16 protein-coding genes are annotated in these 18,525 nt (G+C 70.2%); 7 read left to right on the top strand and 9 right to left on the bottom strand.

The features are described 5' to 3' along the window. The first annotated feature begins 62 nt into the window (after positions 1–62). Together ACTOQ3_RS04060 and ACTOQ3_RS04065 are read left to right on the top strand one after the other, a co-directional pair. Complete coding sequence (locus tag ACTOQ3_RS04060; protein ID WP_440082048.1) at positions 63–848, top strand: thioesterase II family protein; 786 nt, start codon at positions 63–65, stop codon at positions 846–848. Beyond that, complete coding sequence (locus ACTOQ3_RS04065; RefSeq protein WP_440082049.1) at positions 827–1,864, top strand: LLM class F420-dependent oxidoreductase; 1,038 nt, start codon at positions 827–829, stop codon at positions 1,862–1,864. The genes ACTOQ3_RS04060 and ACTOQ3_RS04065 overlap by 22 nt, the downstream gene beginning before the upstream one ends. Positions 1,865–2,053: 189 nt before the next feature. Here the strand turns inward: ACTOQ3_RS04065 and ACTOQ3_RS04070 are convergent, their stop codons facing one another. Together ACTOQ3_RS04070 and ACTOQ3_RS04075 are read right to left on the bottom strand one after the other, a co-directional pair. Continuing rightward, positions 2,054–3,433, bottom strand: coding sequence for an FAD-binding oxidoreductase (locus tag ACTOQ3_RS04070; RefSeq protein WP_440082050.1), 1,380 nt, complete (start codon positions 3,431–3,433; stop codon positions 2,054–2,056). A gap of 42 nt (positions 3,434–3,475) precedes the next feature. Continuing rightward, positions 3,476–4,027 carry a dihydrofolate reductase family protein gene (locus tag ACTOQ3_RS04075; RefSeq protein ID WP_440082051.1) on the bottom strand — a complete coding sequence of 184 codons (552 nt, stop codon included), beginning with the start codon at positions 4,025–4,027 and terminating at the stop codon, positions 3,476–3,478. 155 nt (positions 4,028–4,182) lie between these two features. Here ACTOQ3_RS04075 and ACTOQ3_RS04080 point away from each other — a divergent pair, with 155 nt between their 5' ends. Continuing rightward, positions 4,183–4,605 (top strand): MarR family winged helix-turn-helix transcriptional regulator, encoded by a 423-nt coding sequence (locus tag ACTOQ3_RS04080; protein WP_440082052.1) that lies wholly within the window; start codon positions 4,183–4,185, stop codon positions 4,603–4,605. Positions 4,606–4,882: 277 nt separating this feature from the next. Here ACTOQ3_RS04080 and ACTOQ3_RS04085 read toward each other — a convergent pair whose 3' ends face one another. Then, complete coding sequence (locus ACTOQ3_RS04085) at positions 4,883–5,248, bottom strand: hypothetical protein (protein ID WP_440082053.1); 366 nt, start codon at positions 5,246–5,248, stop codon at positions 4,883–4,885. A 65-nt stretch (positions 5,249–5,313) separates the two neighbouring features. Between ACTOQ3_RS04085 and ACTOQ3_RS04090 the strand changes: the two genes are divergently transcribed. Then, positions 5,314–5,469, top strand: a complete 156-nt coding sequence (locus ACTOQ3_RS04090) for a hypothetical protein (RefSeq protein WP_440082054.1) — start codon at positions 5,314–5,316, stop codon at positions 5,467–5,469. 108 nt (positions 5,470–5,577) lie between these two features. Here the strand turns inward: ACTOQ3_RS04090 and ACTOQ3_RS04095 are convergent, their stop codons facing one another. Both ACTOQ3_RS04095 and ACTOQ3_RS04100 read right to left on the bottom strand, forming a co-directional pair. Then, positions 5,578–5,775 carry a DUF397 domain-containing protein gene (locus ACTOQ3_RS04095; RefSeq protein ID WP_440082055.1) on the bottom strand — a complete coding sequence of 66 codons (198 nt, stop codon included), beginning with the start codon at positions 5,773–5,775 and terminating at the stop codon, positions 5,578–5,580. Positions 5,776–5,798: 23 nt separating this feature from the next. After that, positions 5,799–6,656, bottom strand: coding sequence for a helix-turn-helix domain-containing protein (locus tag ACTOQ3_RS04100; RefSeq protein ID WP_440082056.1), 858 nt, complete (start codon positions 6,654–6,656; stop codon positions 5,799–5,801). 126 nt (positions 6,657–6,782) lie between these two features. Here ACTOQ3_RS04100 and ACTOQ3_RS04105 point away from each other — a divergent pair, with 126 nt between their 5' ends. Together ACTOQ3_RS04105 and ACTOQ3_RS04110 are read left to right on the top strand one after the other, a co-directional pair. Next, positions 6,783–7,085, top strand: coding sequence for a hypothetical protein (locus tag ACTOQ3_RS04105; RefSeq protein WP_440082057.1), 303 nt, complete (start codon positions 6,783–6,785; stop codon positions 7,083–7,085). Beyond that, positions 7,082–7,534 carry an ATP-binding protein gene (locus tag ACTOQ3_RS04110; protein ID WP_440082058.1) on the top strand — a complete coding sequence of 151 codons (453 nt, stop codon included), beginning with the start codon at positions 7,082–7,084 and terminating at the stop codon, positions 7,532–7,534. The genes ACTOQ3_RS04105 and ACTOQ3_RS04110 overlap by 4 nt, the downstream gene beginning before the upstream one ends. 81 nt (positions 7,535–7,615) lie before the next feature. Here ACTOQ3_RS04110 and ACTOQ3_RS04115 read toward each other — a convergent pair whose 3' ends face one another. Next, positions 7,616–9,742 carry an alpha-L-fucosidase gene (locus tag ACTOQ3_RS04115; RefSeq protein ID WP_440082059.1) on the bottom strand — a complete coding sequence of 709 codons (2,127 nt, stop codon included), beginning with the start codon at positions 9,740–9,742 and terminating at the stop codon, positions 7,616–7,618. Between the two features lie 564 nt (positions 9,743–10,306). Here ACTOQ3_RS04115 and ACTOQ3_RS04120 point away from each other — a divergent pair. Next, on the top strand, positions 10,307–14,728 hold the full coding sequence (locus ACTOQ3_RS04120; protein ID WP_440082060.1) for a molybdopterin-dependent oxidoreductase: 4,422 nt from the start codon (positions 10,307–10,309) through the stop codon (positions 14,726–14,728). A gap of 86 nt (positions 14,729–14,814) precedes the next feature. Here ACTOQ3_RS04120 and ACTOQ3_RS04125 read toward each other — a convergent pair whose 3' ends face one another. From ACTOQ3_RS04125 to ACTOQ3_RS04135, 3 genes are all read right to left on the bottom strand, one after another. Next, positions 14,815–15,624, bottom strand: a complete 810-nt coding sequence (locus ACTOQ3_RS04125; RefSeq protein ID WP_440082061.1) for a maleylpyruvate isomerase family mycothiol-dependent enzyme — start codon at positions 15,622–15,624, stop codon at positions 14,815–14,817. 182 nt (positions 15,625–15,806) lie between these two features. After that, positions 15,807–17,213, bottom strand: a complete 1,407-nt coding sequence (locus ACTOQ3_RS04130) for an MFS transporter (protein ID WP_440082062.1) — start codon at positions 17,211–17,213, stop codon at positions 15,807–15,809. Further along, entirely contained in the window at positions 17,194–18,507 is a 1,314-nt protein-coding gene (locus ACTOQ3_RS04135; RefSeq protein WP_440082180.1) for a thioesterase domain-containing protein, read from the bottom strand. Before ACTOQ3_RS04135 ends, ACTOQ3_RS04130 begins: the two co-directional genes overlap by 20 nt. Positions 18,508–18,525: the final 18 nt, after the last annotated feature.

The following is an 18,525-nucleotide window of genomic DNA, read 5'->3' on the forward strand; positions in this document are numbered from 1 at the left end:
GTCTTCCCGAGGCCGGGAGCCCCGGAGCCCGCACCCGACGTCCCCACGATGGAAGGACCCAGATGACCGCGCCGTGGTTCGTACCGGTGGGGGAGCGGCCGGGGGGCCGGATCCGCCTGTACACCTTCCCCAACGCGGGCAGCGGCCCCGCCTCGCTCACCGACCTGGCCGAGCGGTTCCCCGACGAGGTCGGCGTGTGGTCGGTGAACCTCCCCGGCCGCCAGGCCAGGCTGGCCGAGCCGCCGGTCGAGGACCTCGACAAGCTGGTCGACGACCTGGCCCGCGACCTGCTGGCGAACACCCGCGAGCCGTACGCGCTGTTCGGCTACTGCAGCGGTGCGCTCCTGGCCTACCTGGTCTGCCGCCGCCTGGTCGAACTCGCCCCGGACGGGCCCGGACTTCCGGCCGGGTCAGCGGGGCGTTGGCCGGAACGGCTGCTCGTGGGGTCCTTCGCCGCGCCGGACGTCACGCTCCTGCTGCGCAGGCTGCCGTCCCTGCCGTCGTGGCTGTTCTGGGACCAGCTGATCGAGCTGGGCGGCGTACCGGCGGAGGTGGCCGAGCGCGAGGTGCTCAGGCCGATCCTCGAACCCGCCCTCCGCGCCGACTTCGGGATGCTCGCCCGGTACCGGCACCGGCAGGGGCCGCCGCTGCCCGTGCCCGTCACCGTCCTGTACGGCAGCCGCGACGGCTCCATGTCGCGCGGCGGGCTGCTCGGCTGGCGCAGGCAGAGCGTCGCGCGGCCGTCGATGCGCGAGCTCGACGCATCGCACTGGCTGGCCGAGGAGACCCCTGACCTGCTCGCCACCGTCATCGCAGAGGAGATCGGATGCGTCTCGGTTACAGCATGAGCTACTGGGGCGGGGCCGGGCTCGGTCCCGCCGACCACCTCGCCCTGGTCCGCGAGGCCGAGCGGCTGGGCTACGAGTCGGTGTGGGCCGCCGAGACGTACGGCACCGACCCGGCGAGCCTGATGGCGTGGATCGCGGGCCAGACCGAGCGGATCGCGCTGGGCACCGGCGTGCTGCAGATGTCGGGCCGCAAGCCCGTGGTGGCGGCGATGACGGCCGCCACCATCGACCAGGTCTCCGGCGGCCGGGCCCGGCTGGGCGTGGGCGTGTCGGGGCCGCAGGTCGTGGAGGGCTGGCACGGGGAGCGCTTCGACCGGCCGGTGGCCCGAGCCCGCGACTACCTGTCGGTGCTGCGGCTGGCCCTGGAAGGCCGCCCGGTGAGCTACTCGGGCGAGACCATGACGCTGCCGCTCCCCGGCGGGCAGGGCAAGGAGCTGTCCCTGGGGGTCTCCCCGGTCCAGAAGCACCTTCCCGTCTATCTCGGCGCGATGGGCCCGGAGACGACCGCGCTCGCCGGGGAGCTGGCCGACGGCTGGCTCGCGATCCACTTCCCGCCCGAGCACCTGGCCGAGCGCACGGCCCACCTGCGCGCGGGCGCGGCACGGGCCGGCCGCAGCCTGGACGGCTTCGACGTCGCGCCGATGATCCTCACCCTCGTCGACGACGACGAGGAGCTGGCCTACGACATGATGCGGCCCATGCTCGCCCTCTACCTGGGCGGCATGGGCTCGCGCCGTACCAACTTCTACAACCGCCTGGCCCGCTCCCTGGGCTTCGAGAAGGAGGCGGAGGCGATCCAGGAGGCGTTCCTGGGCGGGCGCCAGGGCGAGGCGATGTCGCTGCTCCCGGACGGCCTGGTCGACGCGATGACCATGTGCGGGCCGCCCGGCAAGCTCCGCGAACGGGTCGCCGCCTACCGCGAGGCGGGTGCGACCTCCCTCGTCGTCGGCCTGGTCACCCCGACGCTCAGGCTCCGCCTGGAACAACTGGGACTGGTGGCGGAACTGGTGACCTGACCTGCCAAGACCCCGATGTCCTGGGCCGGCGCACGCGGCCGGCCGCCGACTTCGTCACAGACGCGGCGAACAGCCTGCTGGACCTCGGACTGGTCCAGGACCACGGGGTTGAGGAACAGCTGGACGGTCATCGGCGGTGAACCGCCGCGCCGCAAGTCGCGGAAGACGGTCGGCCTCGCCTGCTGACCCTCAGGCGGGAACCGCCGGAGACGGAGCCCACTTCGATGACGCCGGACGGGCGGTGGCGAGCGGTGCCGGCGGGATGTTGTGTGTGACACCGAAGGTGTTGTCAGGGTCGTACAGGCGCTTGACGGAGCTCAGCCGCCGGTGGTCGGCGGCGGTGTAGGCGTCCGCGGTCCGGGTCGAGTCGTGCAGGAAGTTCAGGAACGCCCCACCGCTGGTGTGCGCGCGCAGGGCGTCGGCCAGGACCGGAGAGCCGGCGTCGGCGATCACCGACAGGCGGGTGGCGCGGTGGCCGACCGGACCGGCGTCGGGGCCGGGGCGGCCCATGGCGCCGCCCCAGTGCCGGATCTCCACGGCCGGTCCGTCGTACGGCTCGGCGACGCGTATGATCGCCGCGATCGCCGAGTCCGGCAGTTCCTTCAGGAGTTCGACCTGGCTAGGGGCGGTGCCGCCCATGGAGGCCTCGGCGTACGGCATGGTGTGGAAGTCCTCGATGAGCGCCGGGCCCGCGGCTCGCCGCAGCGGCCGCAGCAGCCGCCGGCCATGGTCGGCGCTCCCCGCGTACAGCGCTTTGAACCGCAGGACGCGGCGGCCGCGCACGAGTGGGGGCACCTCTGGGGCGTCGGGCATCGAGGTCAGTGACAGTGCGGTGCTGAGCTCGTCGGGCAGCCCGGTGATCCAGTCCCGGTAGAAGGTCATGATCTCGCCGGCGCGTTCGATCGGGAAACAGGCGGCGCCCGTGAAGACCTGGGCCACCGGGTGCAGCCGGAACTCCAGTGAGGTGACCACGCCGAAGTTGCCGCCTCCGCCGCGCAGCGCCCAGTACAGATCGGGGTGGCTGTCGGGAGCGGCGGTCACGAGCCGCCCGTCGGCTGTGACGACCTGGGCGCGCAGCACGCTGTCGGCGGCGAAGCCGTACGCGCGGGAGAGCCAGCCCAGGCCGCCGCCGAGGGTGTACCCGGTCACGCCGACGTCGGCGTGCGAGCCCGACAGAGGGGCCAGTCCGAACGGCTCGGCGGCCGTCATGACCTGGCCCCATCGGGCGCCGGGGCCGACGCGGGCGATGTGCCGGCGAGGATCGAGGAGTACTCCGTTCATAGGGGACGTCCTCAATAACAGGCCGCCGTCGCAGGGCGCGTGAGTGCCGTGCCCGGTCGCCTGCACAGCCAGTGCCAGGCCGGCGTCCCGAGCCGCCACGACCGCCGCCCGTACGTCCTCGGCGCTGGTCGCCTCGGCTACCAGCGCGGGTCGCTGGTCGATCGGTGTGAACAGCGGGCGCCGGTGCTCTTCGTATCCGGCTTCGCCGGGAAGATGCACAGCGCCGGCGAAGCCCGCGTGCAGACGGCGTGCGGGGGTGGGGGTGTTCCTCGATCCGGTCAGGATCATGATGACCGTTCCCTTCTGGGTGTTCGCCGGTCCTGCGATGAACTAGGCGGAGGGCTCGGGGCGGTAGGTGAGGACGACGGTGCCGCCGGCGAAGGTGGTGGAGTCGGTCAGGGTCAGGGTGGTGGCGCTGTCGACGCGAAACAGGGGCTCGCCCTGGCCCTTGATGACCGGGAAGATCCACACTTTGTACTCGTCGAGCAGGCCGGCTTGGACCAGGGCGTCGGTGAGGCGGCCGCAGCCCCAGATCAGGATGTCCTTGCCGTCCTGTTCCTTGAGCTTGGTGACCTGCGCCACGAGGTCATCACCGGGGATCACCGTCGTGGAGTTCCACGCGGAGGTGTCGACCGGCTGGGAGGCGACCACGTACTTGGGAACGGAGTTGACGTGGTCCGCGTAGGGGTTGCCGGACATGTTCGGCCAGGCATGGGCCATGCCCTCGTAGGTGATGCGGCCGAGCAGCAGGGCGTCGGCGCCGAGTGTCATGGACAACGCGTAGTGCTGGGACTCGGCGCCGGAGTAGTGCAGCGACCACTCGTGCGGGTTGTCGATGAAGCCGTCGAGGGTGGCGTAGGTGGATGCAATGATCTTGCGCATGGTCTGCCTCTTTGGATCAAAGGGTGAGATCAACTGGGATTTACGATATAGTCACGATCAATGATCGTCAATGATCGTGACTAAAAAATTCGGAGAGGACTTCCATGGGTACCACCGGCAGAGGCCCAGACCTGGGCATGCTTACAGGTCAGCTCATGCGGGCCATCCAGGAGGAGCTGTTCCACACCCTGGCCGAGCAAGGACACCCCGACGTGAGCCCGCGGCACGGAACGGTCCTGGCCTTCCTCGACCCCGACGGCACCCGCGCGACCGATCTGTCAGCCCGGTCCGGCCAGCACAAGCAGATCGTCGGCACGATCACCGACGAACTCGCCCGCCTCGGCTACGTCACCCGCCAACCCGATCCCGCCGACCGTCGCGCCAAGCTCATCGTCCCCACCGGCCGCGCCCTGGACGAGGTCGCCAAAGCCCGCGCCATCCTCGCCGCGATCGAAGACCGCTACGAACAGGCCCTCGGCGCCGACCGGTACACCGCCTTCAAGGACACCCTCCAGCAGATCACCCGCCACCAGCGTGCCTGGAACGAGGCCGCCGCGGCAGCGCGGCCGGTGACCTGACGCGGTGGGCGGAGCTGAGCCGATCATGCTCGTTCGGCATCGGACTGCCAGTGTCGCCACGACGGGCGAAGTGGCGGAACGGCCGAAAGCCGGGTCCAGCTGAGATGCGGGGAAAACCGGCCATGGGTCGATCTTGAATGCGGTTGTGGCCGGTGGAACCCGCGATTAGCAGTCGATCGTGATCAGTTTCCTGTGTCCTGTCCGATTCCGGGAAGCAGGTGTTGTTCTTCGGCATCGCACAGGCCTGGATCGCGGTTCGTCTTTTCTGGGCGGGGTTTTATCCTGGCGGGGTTATGCCCCATTTGTCTTGCTCTCGCATGCGGCGATCGCTTTCGTCTATTTCTATTATGCTAGCCACTATGTATCCACCGTAATCTCGCCCGCGGACGATCAGAAGGTCATCCAGGTTCAGGCGAGACCCAAGCTGGGCAGCGACGGAGCGGATCGATTTCGAGTCGGGTTTCCCGATCGTAAGGCCTTCCATCGACACGGGCAGGCTGACCGCCAGGACGCCCCCGAAAGCGATGTCGATCCGGGATGTGCCGGATGTTTCCAGGCCGCTGCGGAGCAGCAGTTTGGAATGCGTCGGCACATAAATCCACAGACGAAATATCCGCTCCGGGTAGTCTATGTCCAGTTTCACGTCTGCCCGCACCCTTCCGTTCGTCCCTGCTCTTCTCGAGATAAGAACATGGGCATCAAACCGCCGTGGTTCAGACGATGTGCGGGCCGCCGGGGAAGCTCTGTGAACGGGTCGCCGCCTACCGTGAGGCGGGCGCAACCTCCCTCGTCGCCGGCCTGGTCACCCCGACCCTCCGCCTCCGTCTGGAACAACTGGAACTGGTCGCGGACCTGGTCGCCTGACTCGCAGGCCCCTGCCGGGATCGTGCGGCCTGTGGTCGGTACGATCCCGGCAGACCACCCTGAGGTTCCCCGACCGTCGAGGCGAGCGGTCGTCTCCCGTCTCGGGATCTACGCGTCGTTCTTCAGCTGTGTGACGAAGGTCGACCAGGTGGCGCGGGTGAAGGCGAGGGTGGGGCCGCCGGGGTTCTTGGAGTCGCGGACGGCCACGACGTCGCCCAGGTCCGCAACCTCCACGCAATCGCCGTTGCCTCCGCTGAGCGAACTCTTGCGCCACGCGGCGTTGGTCAGGTCTACCGGGTCGGACATCGCGCGCCCCTTCGGCTGGACACTCACGCCAGGTTGTTCGGCGCGTTCATCAGCATAGTCGCGGTGTCGGCGGGACTGAGGGCCGCTGCCCTGAGGTAGTCGAACACCGAGACGTAGCGACGGACGTCTGTGGCGTCCTCCAGATACAGGCCGCTGGACATGTTCTCCAGATAGATGACGTCCTGGTCGCTCGAAGCGGGAAAGCCCACGACGGTGAACGATCCGGTCATCGCCGGATGCGCCCCGGCCCGGTAGGGGAGGATCTGGAGCATCACGTTGGGCCGACGGCCGATCTCGCCGAGGTGTTTGAACTGGTCGGCGGTGATCTGGGCCGTTCCCACGTGCTGACGCACCACGCCCTCGCCGAGAACGACGGAGAGTTCCAGCGGATTGTCGTCCGTGAGCCGTTTCTGGCGCTCCATCCGCACGGAGACCCTGCGCTCGACCTCTTCCGGCGTGTCACCGGGACGCGTGGCCGCGATGACCGATCGCGCGTAGTCCGCGGTCTGCAACAGTCCGGGCACCAGCGTCTGCTGGTAGGTCCTGAGCGACGTCGCCTCGGCTTCGAGGCCGATGAGCGTCGCGTACTCGCCGGGGAGCACGTCCCCGTAGTTCTGCCACCATCCCCGCTGCCGTGCCTCCCTGGACAGGGCGAGCAGCGGCTCTCGATCCGCTTCGGGCACCCCGTACATGTCGAGGAAGGCGCGGAGGTCTCGCGGCCGGATGCCCCTGCGGCCTGTCTCGATCCGGCTGACGGAGGCCGCCGTGAGCTCCATGCGTTCCGCCACCTCCTGCATGGACAGTCCGTGCTCGATGCGCAGTCGTCGCAGCTCCGACGCCAGGCGTCGTCTGCGCACGGTGGGACTCGTGTCGGCGGCCATGGCCCCCCTTTCTTCGAGGCTCGCGTACGAAAACTTCCTTTGGAAACTTCCAAAGGTAACTACCAAACGTATACAACCTACGGTAGCTTCCGAATTGTAGTCGGTCGACTACAGGGAGGTGCGAAGATGGCGACACCGGCGCGAAAGCGCGACCCGCAGCAGGAGCAGTACATCCATCTCGTACGGCTGAGCTGGGATCTGCGGGTCCTCGGGATCTCCACGTCGGTGGTCGTCCCCGCCACCGGGCCGCCGGTGCTGGAGATCATGTCCGTGTCCGGGGTGCGGCTTCGGGTCCGGGTCGTTCACCGCGCGTGGGGCTGGGCCTTCACCTGGCGGCCGTGGTGGTCGGTGCTGTGGCGGCGGAGCGACTGGGTCTGGGCCGAGGCGGACAACGCGGCCGACATGATCGTGTCGGCGGTGCGCGTATGAGCACACACGAGCGGGTCGGCCATGGTGCGGACAGGCTGCGCGTTGTGGGCCGACGGGATTTTCCTGGTGTCGCGCGGTCGGCGGGGGCCGCTCGCAAATGGGTGGTGGAGCTTCTGCACGCTCAGATGGCCGCCGAGACGCTGGAAACGGCCGAACTGCTCGTCAGTGAGGTGGTGACCAACGCGATCCTGCACAGCGACTCGGCCGGGCCCGGCGGGCTCATCACGGTCCGGGTGGGGCTGAGCGGCGACCTCGTTCATATCGAGGTGGTCGACGACGGCTCGGCCGTCAATGTCCCCGCGATCCGGACCACTGACGACGACGGTCTCAGCGGGCGCGGTCTGAGCTGGGTGGATCGGCTGGCCGTCACCTGGGGCGCCGATCGCGGCGACGAGGTGGGCGGGGTGGTCTGGTTCCGGCTCCCACGCGATGGATCGGCGACCTTTTAGGTCCTTGCTTCCACGTTCGCCATGTCGAGTTCGGGATCTGGTGGCCGACGGGGGGAACCACCCCGCCGGTCACCTGGGCTGCTAGAAGGTGATGTCGAAGCGGTCGACGAGCATGTAGGTGCCCGATCGTTTGACGCCGCGCAGGGTGTGTGTCCCCTGCGACAGCCCGCGGACGCTGTAGATGACCTGTTGGGTCAGACGGGTGCCGTTGCCGGTGTCGACGGTGGCCCGGAGGACATCGTCGAGGTATATGTCCACGAGACCCTGATCGGAGTTGCGTTCCGACAGGTAGTCGATGCCGGTGCCGGTGAAGGCGAAGGTGAACGACGCGCCGTTGGTGGTCGTGTACCGCACGTCGTCGTTGTAGTCACCGAAACCCCGGTCGCTGCTGGTCGCCCAGCCGGTGCTGTAGGTGGCCGCGTTGTCGTTGAACCGCTGGACTGTACTTACGGTGGGATACAGCTGCGACCGCGGCACGATCTGGGCCGGTGTGCTGGGGCTCGCCCAGGCGAGCTTCATGAACGCCTCGCCGCCGCGTTCGGTGTGTTCCAGGCGGATGTCGTAGCGGCGACCGGCGACGAGGGTCACGCTGCCCTGGTCGACGGCCGCCGTGTGCGGGGTGGTGTTGTCGATGACGAGCTGTCCGTCGATCCACAGCCGCACGGTGTCGTCGGAGGCGGTGGTGAAGGTGTAGCGCTCGGAGTATCGCGGCTCGATGGAGCCGGTCCAGCGGCCGGAGAAGTTGTCGACGCCGATCGAAGGCGCCGGGGAGCCGGTGAAACGCCAGGCGTAGTTGACGGTGGGATCCGTGCGGGTGACCGCCGGTGTGCCGGTGAACGTGGTGTTGTTCCAGAACTCCGCCTTGAGCCCGGAACCGGTACCGGCCGCCGTGGGCGCGGTGGTGGTGATGTCGGCCTCGATGACGGTGGCGATGCCGTTGGTGGCGCCGCCGCCGGGCAGGAAGTCGTAGCCGTTGCCGGCGGTCCGTACGGTCACGGGTGACGTGCTGCCGAGCACCCGCGCGCCGGTGACCGTGAACGGCGAGCGCCGGCTGAGGTGCAGGGTGCCGGCCCAGGAGTTGACGATCAGGTAGAGCTTGTCGCCCTTGCGCGTGACGCGGCCCCAGGCCGGCTGATTGACCAGGCCCGTGTGGCCCGCGCCGGTGATGGCCGCCCCATTGGCGGCCATCCACGTTCCCATGCCGCGCAGGCCGTCGGCCTGCCCGGCGGTGACCGCGCCGGTGTCGGTGGGGCCGATGTTGAGCAGCAGGTTGGCGCCGTTGCTCGTCAGGGTCGCCAGGTCGCGCACCATCGTGGCCGGTGACTTGAAGTTGGTGTCCCAGGCCGCGTACCCCCACGTGTTGTTGATCGTGATGCAGGATTCCTGCAGCTGGATCGACGGCGGGGAACCGGCGAGCGCCTGCTCGGGGGTGCCGAAGTCACCGTCGACGGCGCGGCGTTTCCCCACCCGGTTGTTGATGACGACCTGCGGCGAGATGCCACGGACGAACCGCTCCAGATCCTCGCCGTCCTGGGCCGACCACGGGTTGGTGGGGTTGGTCTCGGCCCATTCGCCGTCGAACCACAGTACGGCGGGGTCGTAGCCGGTCACCAGCTCCCGGAGCTGCGCCTTCATCCTGGTGACGTAGGCCGGGAAGTCGCCGACGAAGTCCGGGTCGTGCCAGTCCCAGATCGAGTAGTAGAAACCGAGCTTGATGCCGTTGGCGGTCGCGGCGGTCTTGAGCTCGCGCAGGATGTCGCGTGAGAAGCCGGAGTGGTCGCGGAGGTTCCACCGGTTGACGGCGGTGGGCCACATGGCGAATCCGTCGTGGTGCTTCGAGGTGATGACGATGTACTTCTGGCCGGCCTGCTTGGCCAGCTGCACGATGGCGTTCGCGTCGAACGAGGCGGGGTTGAAGGTGGCGGCCTTCGCCTCGTACTCGCTCCACGGGATGTCGCACTGCCGTTTGATCCACTCGGCGTCGCGGCACGCGTTGTACTGGCCCTTGTACATGGCGTACGGGCCGAAGTGGATGAACATGCCGAAGCGTGCCTCGTCGAACCAGTGGGTGCGCGTTGAGGTCAGCGCGTCGTCGGCGACGTAGTTGTCGCCCGGCCCGGCGGCGACCGCCGGTGCCGACGGCGCGACGACCGTCGCCGCCAGCGCCAATAGCAGGGACAGTGCTGCTCGTACGAGTGTTGACCGCATGAAGTCCTCTCCTGTGGGTGGATGCGATCAGCTCGCCGCTGCGCGCACGCTGTTACGGGCCGCAGCGAACCGGACGAAATGCGTGGACACCTCCAAGCCGCCCAAGACGTCCCGATGAGATGTCCTAAAAATTAACCAATTGATTGATCTCCCGAAACATCCGATCTGTCAAGGGTGTGGCGAGGGTGGATTGGGACGCGTGTACGCGCTCAACTCTCGGCCGCTCAGGTCGCGTGGCCTGACATTGGCCGTGACCGTCCTCTCGGTGGCTCGCTACGCTGCGGAGACACATCGGATGTCTTCGGAAGATCAGCCGGGCTCCGCCATGACCGCGCTCTCCGTCCCCGCCGGAGAGCGCGACCCGCCACCGAGCTGGGATCTCTCCGGACGTGGCCGGGGGAGATCGGCGGTTAGGCGGATGTAACAGCCGAGCGCTGACATCTGTGACATCTACGTAACGCCTGTTTCTTATGTTTCCGTCGTTGGATCCGCCCGATGCGGCTTTGGCGTTCCCGCTGTCCGGCGGAGGGCGTCAGGGGCCCCTGCTCAGGGAGAAGGGACTCTATGGCGGCGTCAGAGAGAGTGAAGACGGTCTGCTCGTACTGCGGTGTCGGCTGCGGGATCGTCCTGGAGGTGGACGGGCGGCGCCGGGTCGTCAAGGCCTCCGGCGACAAGAGCCACCCGGCCAACGCCGGCCGGCTGTGCACCAAGGGAGCCACGACCTCGGACATGCTCGCCGCCCCCGGCCGCCTCGAGAGCGGGCTGGTCAGGCCGGAGCGGGGCGCCGAATTCGCCCCGACCGGCGTGGACGCGGCGATCAGCGAGACCGCCCGGCGTCTGAGGCGGATCCTGGACGAGCACGGGCCGGACGCGCTGTCGTTCTACGTGTCCGGCCAGATGACGCTGGAGGCGCAGTACCTGGCCAACAAGCTCGCCAAGGGCTTCGTCGGCACCAACCAGATCGAGTCCAACTCCCGGCTGTGCATGGCCAGCGCGGGCAGCGGCTACAAGCTGTCGCTCGGGTCGGACGGCCCGCCCGGCTCGTACCGGGACTTCGACCACGCCGACCTGTTCTTCGTGATCGGCGCGAACATGGCCGACTGCCACCCGATCCTGTTCCTGCGGATGATGGAGCGGGTCAAGGCCGGGGCCAAGCTCATCGTGGTCGATCCGCGCCGTACCGCCACCGCCGACAAGGCCGACCTGTTCCTGCAGATCAGGCCCGGCACCGACCTGGCCCTGCTCAACGGGCTGCTGCACCTGCTGGTCGAGGGCGGCCACGTCGACCACGAGTTCGTCGAGCGCCACACCGACGGCTGGGAGGCGATGCCGGACTTCCTGCGGGACTATCCGCCCGAGACGGTCGCCGCCCTCACCGGCATCCCCGAGGACGACCTGCGGCAGGCGGCCGAGTGGATCGGCGCGGCGGGGGAGTGGATGAGCTGCTGGACGATGGGGCTCAACCAGAGCACGCACGGCACCTGGAACACCAACGCGCTGTGCAACCTGCACCTGGCCACCGGCGCGATCTGCCGCCCCGGCAGCGGCCCGTTCTCCCTGACCGGCCAGCCCAACGCCATGGGCGGGCGCGAGATGGGCTACATGGGTCCCGGACTGCCCGGCCAGCGTTCGGTGCTGGTGGAGGAGGACCGCCTCTTCACCGAGGAGCTGTGGAACCTGCCGCCCGGCACCCTGCGCACCGACGTCGGCCAGGGGACCGTCGAGATGTTCTCGCGCATGGCCGAGGGCGAGATCAAGGCGTGCTGGATCATCTGCACCAACCCGGTCGCCAGCGTCGCCAACCGCAGGACCGTCATCGCCGGCCTGGAGGCCGCCGAGTTCGTCGTCACCCAGGACGTCTTCGCCGCCACCGAGACCAACGCCTACGCCGACGTGGTCCTGCCCGCGGCCATGTGGGCCGAGACCGAGGGCGTGATGGTCAACTCCGAGCGGAACCTCACCCTGCTCCGGCAGGCCGTGGAACCGCCGGGACAGGCGCTGCCCGACTGGCAGATCATCGCCCGCGTCGCCTGCGAGATGGGCTTCGAGGACGCCTTCTCGTACACCTGCGCGGAGGAGGTGTTCGAGGAGATCAAGCGGACGTGGAATCCCAAGACCGGCTACGACCTGCGGGGCGTCACCTACGAGCGGCTGCGCGAGACCCCCGTCCAGTGGCCGAGCCCGCCGGGCGGCGGTGACCGCAATCCCGTCCGTTATCTCAACGACGGCACCAGCCAGGCACCGCTCATCCGGCCCGACGGCAGCCGCCCGCGCCTCGCCTTCGCCACCCCGAACGGCCGGGCCGCCTTCTTCCCCCGCCCGCACCTGCCCGCCGCCGAGCTGCCCGACGACGCCTACCCTTTCGTCCTCAACACCGGCCGGCTGCAGCACCAGTGGCACACCCTGACCAAGACGGGAAGGGTCGCCAAGCTCAACAAGCTCAACCCCGGGCCCTTCGTCGAGATCCACCCCAGCGACGCGGCCGGGCAGGGGATCGGCGAGGGCGACCTGGTGGAGATCGCCTCCCGGCGCGGCAGGGCCGTGCTGCCCGCCCGGCTGAGCGACCGCGTCATGCCGGGCAACTGCTTCGCGCCGTTCCACTGGAACGACCTGTTCGGCGAGTACCTCAGCGTCAACGCGGTCACCAGCGACGCCGTCGATCCCATCTCCTTCCAGCCCGAGTTCAAGGCGTGCGCGGTCTCCCTCACCAGGGTCGCCTCCGAGGCGTCCCCGGCATCCCCGATGGCCTCGAACCCCGCCGGGACGGCGGGGCTCCCCGCGATCTCCGAGCAGGCCCGGACGATCGCCTTCCCCATGGGGCCGGAGTACGCGGTTCCGGAGGCCGCCGGAACGGCGCCGGAGGCCGCTCGGCCCGCCCGGATCGCCGCGCTGGCCGACCTGCTCGGGGTGACCGACCTGACACCGCCGTCGCTCGCCGACCACGAGCGCCGCTACATGGCCGGTTTCCTGTCCGCCCTCGACAGCACGGCATCCGTTCCCGACAGCACGGCATCCGTTCCCGACGGCGCGGCATCCGCCCCCGGTGGCATGGGGTCCGCCGGTACGGTCGTGCCGGTCCTGCCGGAGCACGCGCCCGTCGAGCCCGCCCACGCCCTGTGGATCAACGGGGTGCTGGCCGGCATGTTCTCCCGCACTCTCGCGCCGCCGCCCCAGCGAGTGACCGGCGACCCGGTGTCGCCGGCGCGCGACATCGTCGTCCTGTGGGCCTCCCAGACCGGGAACGCCGAGGAGTTCGCCGTCGCCAGCGCCGACCGGCTCACCGGCGCGGGGCGAGCCCCCCGGCTGATCAGCATGGCCGACTGCGCCCCGGACAGCATTCCCCGTGGTGCGGACCTTCTCGTCATCTCCAGCACCTTCGGCGACGGCGAGGCACCCGACAACGGCGTCGGGTTCTGGGAGGCCCTCATCGGGTCCGGCGCCCCCCGGCTCGACGGCGTGCGCTATGCCGTCCTCGCCTTCGGCGACTCCAGCTACGACGACTTCTGCGGCCACGGGCGGCGGCTCGACCAGCGCCTCGAGGAGCTGGGCGCCCAGCGTCTGGCACCCCGCGTGGACTGCGAGCCCGACGACCACTCGCGGGCCCTGGGCTGGCTCGAGCAACTGCTCACGACCCTCGCCGAGCCTTCCCCGCCTTCCGCGCCGTCCCCGGCGAGCTCGGAGCCCGGACCGACGCGGGCGGATCCCGGATCGACGCCGGACCCCGGGCCGGTGTTCCCGGGCCGCACGGACCCTGGGGCGACACCGGGCCCCGAGCCGGCGCCTTCGGACCCCGGATCGGCGTCCCCGGGTCCCGAACGGCCCCTCCCAGGCATCGGGCCGACGTCCCCGGAGCCCGAGTCGTCGACGGGATTCGGCAGGGCCGCGCCGTTCAGCGCCCCCCTGACCGGCAACCGGCTGCTCAGCCTGCCGGGCTCGGCCAAGGAGGTACGGCAGTTCACCTTCGACACCGGCGGCGAGCTGGCCTACCAGGCCGGTGACGCGCTCGGGGTGATGCCGGTCAACAGCGCCGGCCTCGTCGCCGAGTGGCTGACCGTGACCGGTCTCGACCCCGCCGACACCGTCGAGATACCCGGCCTCGGCCCCGTCCCGTTCGGTGAGGCCCTGCGAAACCACCTGGAGATCACCAGGATCACCTCCGGCCTGCTCAGGTTCGTCGCCGAACGTACCCGCGACCGCGATCTCACCCGGTTCCTGCGTTCGGGCAACGGGGGAGAGCTGGCCAAGTGGACCTGGGGCCGCCAGGCCGTCGACGTGGCCGGCGAACTCCGCGTCCGGGCCACGGCCCAGGAGTGGGCGGACGTCCTCAAACGCCTGAAGCCGCGCCTGTACTCCATCTCCTCCAGCCCGCTGGTCGATCCGCACCGGGTGCGTCTGACGGTCTCGGTCGTCCGCTTCGACAACCCGCGCGGTACGGCGCGCAAGGGGGTGTGCTCGTCCTTCCTCGCGGACAGCCCCGGGCACGCCTCCGTACCCGTCTTCGTCCAGCGCAACAGGCACTTCCGCCCACCGGCCGATCCGGCCGTCCCGATGATAATGATCGGCCCGGGTACGGGCGTCGCGCCCTTCCTCGGCTTCCTGGACGAGCGCCGGGCCCTGGGCCACTCCGGCCGCAACTGGCTCTTCTTCGGTGAGCAGCGGCGCTCCAGTGACTTCTACTACCGCGACGAGCTCAACGATTTCTACCAGGACGGGCTGCTGACCCGGCTGGACCTCGCCTTCTCCCGCGACCAGCGTGCCAAGGTCTACGTCCAGGACCGGATGCGCGAGCACGGCGGCCGGCTCTGGTCCTGGCTCCAGGACGGCGCCCACCTGTACGTCTGCGGTGACGCCAGCCGGATGGCCAAGGACGTCGACCAGACCCTGCGCGAGATCGCCACCGTCCACGGCGGCCTCGGCGACGACGAGGCCGCCGTGTACGTCAAGCACCTGGCCGCCAGCAGGCGCTACGTACGCGACGTGTACTGATCCTTGTCGTTCGCGCGGCCGGGCCGCGGCTGCCCGCGGGCGGCGCGGCGGGAGGGCGCCGCCCGCGGGCACGGGCCGGGCGGTCGTCAGAAACCGGGGAACACCCGGCGGAGGTCGTCCAGGGTGACGCCGTCGCCGGTGACGGTCACCGACGGCGGGGTGTGCTCGGGTGCCAGCCTGCCGCCGAGCAGGCGCGTCCAGGCCTCGCTGGGAAGCGCCAGGGTGACGTCGGCCGGCTCCGGGGCCTCGCTGAAGCCGACGGTCTCCCCGAGGGTGAGCCCCTGGAGGTTCCCGGGGTCGGTCGTCTCGACCCGGAGGGTGGTGGCCAGGCGCGGGTCCAGGCCGTCCGGCCTGCCGATGAAGCCGATCAGGAAGTCGAGCGGCCCGGCGTACAGGTCGGTCAGCACCCCGGCGGCGTCCCGCCCGACGGTCGCCTCGGGATCGAAGGCGACCTTGACGTCCCAGGCGTGCAGGGCGGCCTCGTTCAGGCGCATCCCGGCCACCAGCGCGACGCTGCCCGGCATGGGGAGGAATCCCAGCTTGATCTGCAGCCGCTCGCGGGCGCCGGCGTCGAGGCTCTCGAACGCCGAGACGATGTCGGCGTCGGCGGCGAGGAAGTCCTCGGCCTGCTCCTTGGGCTCCTTCGCGTTCCAGCGGTCCCACACCGGGTGGTTGAAGTCCTGGCCCGGGGCCTCCTTGCCGTCCTGCGCCGCGCGCAGCGTCGCCAGAGCGATCTCGGCGCCGCTGCCGAGGTGGCTGAGCACCTGGGCGACGCTCCACTCCGAGCAGCCGGAGGGCCGGGTGAGGTCGGCGTCGTCCAGCCCCCGGACGAGGGCCGCCAGCTCGTCGTGGGTGGTACGCAGAGCCGCGATGGTCCTGTCGGCGAGTGTGGTCATGGTTCTCCTACCGGGTGGAAGCGGGATGTGAAGGACGATGGCACCGTAGGTCGCGCGATCGAGCCGGGCGGCCGCCCGGGGTCTTCCCTCGGCCGTGCCCGCCGCCTGGCCTACCATCATCCTCTCCCGTACCGGCGCCCGTCCCCGGTGGGGCCCGGGGACGGGCGCCGTCGCGCGGGCGGTCAGGTGCCGGGGATCTCCTTCACCTTGGGGATCGGGGAGAAGACCAGCAGCAGGATCGGCAGGATGGCTCCGGCGATCACCGCGAGCAGGATGGCCGGGCGCAGGCCGAGGGTCTCGCCGAGCAGGCCCGCGCCCAGGGCGCCGAGCGGGGCCGGGATCAGCCCGAGGGAGTAGATCGTGCCGATCACCCTGGCCTGGAGGTGCGGCGGGGTGATCGACTGCACCAGCGTCATGTTGCTGACGAAGAAGACCTGGTTGCTCGCCCAGACGACGAACTGGGAGAGTCCGAGCATCCCGGCGGCCAGCCAGACCGGCCCCGACGCGAACGGCACCAGCAGCAGCGCGCAGTTGCCGATGATCGTGCTCCACAGCAGCGTCGGGCCGATCCCCATACGGCGCATGGTCCGCACCGACAGGGTCGCGCCGAGGATGGCGCCGACGCCGCCGGTCGCCATGACGATCCCCACCCATTCCACCGGCAGGTCGGGGCCGCCCCGCAGCAGGAACAGCACGTAGATCGACTGCATGGCGCCCATGACGAAGAACGAGTACAGCCCGCTGGCGATGGCCAGCGGCCGGATCATCGGCTGGTCCATCACCCACCGGAAGCCCGCCCAGATCGCCCGGTGCACGCTCACGGCCGTCTCGTCGTCCGGGGTGGGCACCTCCTCGCGCTTGCGGATGAGGAGGATGGCGATCGCGGAGAACAGGTAGGAGAGCACATCGATCATGATCAGCAGTGGCGCGGCCACCACCTTGATCAGCGCCGCCGCCGCGCCGGGCCCGGCGGTCTGCGCCAGCGACTCGCTCAGCTGCAGCTTGCCGTTGCCGTCGCCCAGGTGCCGCAGCGGCACCAGCGACGGGAAGTAGGAGCGGTACGCGACCTGGAACAGCACCGACAGCAGGCTCAGGACGAACACGACCGCGTACAGCACCCCGAGCGTGAGGCTGTCCATCACGTACAGCAGCGGCACCAGGGCGAGCACCGCGGCCCGGCCCAGGTCCGACCAGATCAGCACGGGCCGCTTGCGCATCCGGTCGACGTAGACGCCGAACAGCAGGAATCCGAGCATCGGCAGCCGGATCAGCGCCCCGAGGACGCCCATCTCGGTCGCGCTCGCGCCCAGGGTGACGACGGCGATCAGCGGGATCGCCACGTACGAGATCTGCGAGCCGAACTGGGAGAGGGTCTGGCCGGTCCACAGCCGCAGGAAGTCCTGGTTGCGCCAGAGACCGTCGCCGCCGGTCCCCTCGGGCCGTTTCTCGCCCCCGGGGGCGCCGTGGTCCCCGGAATCCTCGGGTCCTCCGGGTCCTCCCGATCCTTCGGAGGTCGCGGGACCGGCGGCTTCGGGAGGAGCCTCAGGGGCTCCGGCGCTCTTGGGGCTCTCAGTGTCCGGTGACACCATGGTCGATCCAACTCCTCAGCTTGGCGGCCGCCTCGGCGACCAGGGGTTCGAACAGGATGACCACGCGCTCGCCGGGAATCGCCTCGATCGCGAGATTCCCCTTCACCACGCCGCTCCAGCCCAGATCGGGCCGGTCACCGGCGGGGGCGAACAGCGCCACGTCACCGTCGTACGGCTCGTGCCGGTAGCGGCCGACCGCGTGGGCGTTGGCCCGGAACACCCGCAGGAAACGCCGGGCCTGCTCGACGTCGGCGGTGTCGGGCGCCAGCCGCCGCTCCCGCCCGGCGGCGGCGATGACCGCCATCAGCATCTCCTCGGGGTCGAGGCAGGCGAACTCCGCGGTGTCCGTCTCCAGCGGTCCTCCCGCCAGCGCGTGGGTCATGAGCGAGGCGTCGTCCTCCAGCGAGCTGGTGATCACCGGCTCGTCCGCGTCGGAGTAGAACAGCACCAGCAGCGGGACCTCCTCGCCGAGGTCACGCAGCCGCCTGGCCATCTCCAGCGCGATGTTCCCGCCGATGCAGAACCCGCCCAGCACGTACGGCCCGCTGGGACGGACGGCGCGCAGCCGGTCGACGTAGTCCTCGACCATGTCGGCCATCGTGGTGTGCGGTTCCTCGCCGGGCGCCAGGCCGCTGGCCGCGATCGCGTAGACGGGCTGGTCGGGGCCGAGCCTGCGGGCCATCGGGTGGTAGCGGAAGACCTGCCCGCCCAGGGCGTGCACCAGGACGATCGGGACGCGGTCGCCGTCCGCGTTGAGCGTCACCACCCGCTGCTCGCCCAGGTCCTCCGGGCGGCGCAGCACGTCCGCCAGGCCCGCCACGGTCGGCGAGGCGAGCACGGTCGCCACGGGCAGTTCCCTGCCGAACTCCTGCCTGATCCGCACGGCCAGCCGGAGCGCCAGCAGCGAGTGCCCGCCCAGGTCGAAGAAGTCGTCGAACACCCCGACCATGGGGACGTCGAACAGCTCCTCCCAGATCGCCGCGACCCGCCCCTCGACCGGGTCCCTCGGCGGCACCCGGAATCCGTCCGCGCCCGCCGGGTCCGGCGCGGGCAGGGCCTTCCTGTCCAGCTTGCCGTTGGAGGTGAGGGGGAGCTCCTCCAGCGTCACCCAGGCCGACGGGATCATGTGGTCGGGCAGCCTGGCCCGCAGCCTGGCCCGCCAGTCGACCGCCGGCCCCGCCTCGCCGGTCACCACGTAGCCGATCAGGCGGTCGCCGTCGGCGACGACGGCCGCCGCGCGGACCTCGGGCTCGGAGAGCAGCGCGGCCTCGATCTCGCCGGGTTCGACGCGCATGCCGCGGATCTTTACCTG

The sequence above is a fragment of the Streptosporangium sp. LJ11 genome (genome assembly GCF_051918945.1).
GTDB lineage: Bacteria > Actinomycetota > Actinomycetes > Streptosporangiales > Streptosporangiaceae > Streptosporangium.

Excerpts from the sequence above, each read along its gene's own strand:
- ACTOQ3_RS04120 (WP_440082060.1), top strand. The coding sequence starts at position 10,307 with ATGGCGGCGTCAGAGAGAGTGAAGACGGTCTGCTCGTACTGCGGTGTC.
- ACTOQ3_RS04065 (WP_440082049.1), top strand. The coding sequence starts at position 827 with ATGCGTCTCGGTTACAGCATGAGCTACTGGGGCGGGGCCGGGCTCGGT.
- ACTOQ3_RS04080 (WP_440082052.1), top strand. The coding sequence starts at position 4,183 with ATGCGGGCCATCCAGGAGGAGCTGTTCCACACCCTGGCCGAGCAAGGA.
- ACTOQ3_RS04110 (WP_440082058.1), top strand. The coding sequence starts at position 7,082 with ATGAGCACACACGAGCGGGTCGGCCATGGTGCGGACAGGCTGCGCGTT.
- ACTOQ3_RS04130 (WP_440082062.1), bottom strand. The coding sequence starts at position 17,213 with ATGGTGTCACCGGACACTGAGAGCCCCAAGAGCGCCGGAGCCCCTGAG.
- ACTOQ3_RS04060 (WP_440082048.1), top strand. The coding sequence starts at position 63 with ATGACCGCGCCGTGGTTCGTACCGGTGGGGGAGCGGCCGGGGGGCCGG.
- ACTOQ3_RS04075 (WP_440082051.1), bottom strand. The coding sequence starts at position 4,027 with ATGCGCAAGATCATTGCATCCACCTACGCCACCCTCGACGGCTTCATC.
- ACTOQ3_RS04135 (WP_440082180.1), bottom strand. The coding sequence starts at position 18,507 with ATGCGCGTCGAACCCGGCGAGATCGAGGCCGCGCTGCTCTCCGAGCCC.
- ACTOQ3_RS04105 (WP_440082057.1), top strand. The coding sequence starts at position 6,783 with ATGGCGACACCGGCGCGAAAGCGCGACCCGCAGCAGGAGCAGTACATC.
- ACTOQ3_RS04070 (WP_440082050.1), bottom strand. The coding sequence starts at position 3,433 with ATGATCCTGACCGGATCGAGGAACACCCCCACCCCCGCACGCCGTCTG.
- ACTOQ3_RS04095 (WP_440082055.1), bottom strand. The coding sequence starts at position 5,775 with ATGTCCGACCCGGTAGACCTGACCAACGCCGCGTGGCGCAAGAGTTCG.
- ACTOQ3_RS04115 (WP_440082059.1), bottom strand. The coding sequence starts at position 9,742 with ATGCGGTCAACACTCGTACGAGCAGCACTGTCCCTGCTATTGGCGCTG.
- ACTOQ3_RS04125 (WP_440082061.1), bottom strand. The coding sequence starts at position 15,624 with ATGACCACACTCGCCGACAGGACCATCGCGGCTCTGCGTACCACCCAC.
- ACTOQ3_RS04100 (WP_440082056.1), bottom strand. The coding sequence starts at position 6,656 with ATGGCCGCCGACACGAGTCCCACCGTGCGCAGACGACGCCTGGCGTCG.